At 70.3% G+C, this 2,500-nt stretch carries 2 protein-coding genes; both read right to left on the bottom strand.

What is annotated here, in order from left to right; all coding sequences use genetic code 11:
* Positions 1-146: 146 nt before the first annotated feature.
* A complete protein-coding gene (locus VK501_RS22690) occupies positions 147-1,466 on the bottom strand; it encodes a sigma-70 family RNA polymerase sigma factor (protein ID WP_324341514.1) in 1,320 nt (439 codons plus the stop codon).
* Between the two features lie 231 nt (positions 1,467-1,697).
* Entirely contained in the window at positions 1,698-2,147 is a 450-nt protein-coding gene (locus tag VK501_RS22685) for a hypothetical protein (protein WP_324341512.1), read from the bottom strand.
* Positions 2,148-2,500: the final 353 nt, after the last annotated feature.

Here is a 2,500-nt window from a genome sequence, read left to right as displayed (position 1 = left end):
CCCCACCGAGACGGTCTGAACCGGCCCCCGCGCACACGCCCACGACTCCGACCTACTCACACACCCGCGACAAGACGGCCAACCGGCCGATCACGCCGCCCACCCCGCCCACGCGCGATCAAACGGTGGATCGAGGCTTAGTCGACTCACGGCGTGAACTCCCCTCCCCCATTTTGCGGCGCGGCCGCCGGCTGCTGCGGCGCAGAGGTGCTTCCAAGGTTGCCGGGACCGAACTCGGTGCTGCCCTTCGGCGCCGGAGAGACGGGCGGCGTGGACTTCGTCGAGCTGACCGGCGTCTCGCGCTTGCTCGTCTTGGCCTTCGTGGTCTTGGCCTTGGTCGACGTCGTCTTCTTCGGAAGCCGGACAACCTCGACGTGATCGCGCGGCGGCTCAACGACGCGCGGCTTGACGTGATGAGGACGCGCGGCCGCCTTCGCCGCGGGGTGCTGCCGCAAGTGATGGGCGACGTCGATGCAGATTGCGCCGGTGCCACCGACCGCCAGGCAGAGCGCAACGACCTTCGCGGTGACGGCTCCCGCCCCGACGCCGGCGCCTCCCACGCCTGCCTGCTCGACGAGGCCCGTGTTCGACAGGCCGCGCCCAGTGAGGCGGTCGGTGAGCTGCCGTGTGCTCGCCCAGAGCTCGTCGAGACGACTCGTCGCTCCCGCAATCGCCCTGAGCCGGTCGTGCTCCTCGGCCAAGACCGGCATCGGCAGCACCGCGGCGACATCGCCGAGGTTGGACCGCATCGCGTGCAACATCGCGCGGCACGCCGGATCGCGATCGACCATCGTCTGCGCCCGCCGCCGCTGGCGCGACGAGGCGATGCCCAGCTCGCACGCCAGCAACAGACTGCGCTGCCGACGCATCCACCGCGACTCGCCGGTCTCGTCGACCGCGAGCTGCGCGGCGATCTTCTTGTAGGCGGCCGTGATGATCGCCTCGAGGCGCTTCTCGCCGATGCCGAGCTCGTCCTGGACCTCGCGCGCGGTGAGCTGCTGATCGAAGCGGAGCTTCAGCACCGCGGCCTGCTGCTCGTCGAGCGACTCGACGACCAGACGTAGCGCGTCGCCATCAAGCCGTAGCTGCGCCTGCTCGTCGGGCAGGGCCTGTTCGTCGGTCGTGGCGATCAGCGCCGGACTGAACGGGTCGATCGCGTCGGGCCGCCGGCGCTTGGTCGCGTCCGCCGCGCGACGCCACGCGATCTTCTTCAGCAGCGCGCGTCGGTGCTGGACGACCTCGCCGCGACGCTCGATGGCCAGCAGCTCCGCCCACGCCTCCTGGTAGATCTCCTCGGGATCTCGCAGCCGCGGGAAGTCGGCGCCGAGCATCCCCAGGACCGCCGCGCGGTGCTCCGCGTAATCGCGTTCGATCTCGGCGTCGTGCACCGAGGGCTGGGAGTCGGTCGAGGGCATGTCGCCGGTCAGCACATGGCTGCTGCCCTCTCTGTCGACGAGCTCTCGCAAACCCCCTACCTCCAATTGGTGGCGAGGGTTTACCGCGTAGCTCGTCGACTGAATCCTCGTGCACCGATTTTGTGCCCAAGCCCTGACCGCAGTTGTGCGATCTGAGCGCTCGGGCGACCGGTGCGCTCATCCCTCCCAGCCGGCGCCCTCTCGCGTGCTCCTCCCGCTGCGTCGAGGTCTCCTCACCCTCGACGAACGTGCCCGCACGCGTCGGGCGCCGGCGTGGCTGGGTCAGCTCGTCAGTCCGTAGTTCTGCACGTGTTCGTAGCCGATCAGCGTCTCGCTCCAGGCCGAGGCGGCAGAGACGGCGTCTCGCAACTCCTCGGCCGTAGAGGCCTCAGCGCTGGGGAAACGACGCAGCACGGAAACAAGCTGCTCCGCCGCCTCCGTGGTCGCGCCACGGATGGCAGGACCGAGCAGCCAGGTCGGCCCGACCACCACCACGCGGCCCTGCTCGTTGGGCTCCGCCGTCGTAGCGAGCTCGTCCAACAACTTCAGAACCGCCGGCAGGATCTCCCCCGGTCGCCGACCGGTGGCCGCCATCGGCTCGTCCGGGCGCTCCCGCTCGGCGTCGTCGGCGACTGCGGCCTGGTGGCCGAGCTCCTCCTTCAACCCGGCGACCTCACGCTCACGGAGGCGAAGCGTGAGCATGGCCGGGTTGCCCGTTCCGACGACCTTCATCGCGAGCCCTCCTCAGCGTCAACCTGCTCGTCGTCCTGGGACGCCGCGCCGATCAGCCGGTCGCGGAATTGGACGAGCTCTTCGATGTCGAGCTGCAGCCGCCCGTTGTGGGCCACATCCTGGATCGTGTGCGTCGGCTTAGCCTCGATCCACCGATCTGACGTGAGTGTCGGTGTTGTTGGGGTTCTTGGGCGGTCGCGGTGACCGGTTGGGGCCGCGTTGCGGTCTCGGTGATGGGGTTGAGGGGTGGGCGGGGCGTGGCGTCGGTGTCGGCGGCCCGGGTGCGGGCAGGCCGAAGCCGGCGGTGAGGCGTCGGTGGTCGTCGCGGGCCCCGGGCCGGGTCAGGCGGGTGG

This window comes from Baekduia sp. (assembly GCF_035318805.1).
Lineage (GTDB): Bacteria > Actinomycetota > Thermoleophilia > Solirubrobacterales > Solirubrobacteraceae > Baekduia.
The sequence above is the reverse complement of the archived record's forward strand: the minus strand, read 5'-3'. Positions and strand labels throughout refer to the sequence as shown.

Coding starts and splice junctions, on each gene's coding strand:
- VK501_RS22685 (WP_324341512.1), bottom strand. CDS start 2,147: ATGAAGGTCGTCGGAACGGGCAACCCGGCCATGCTCACGCTTCGCCTC.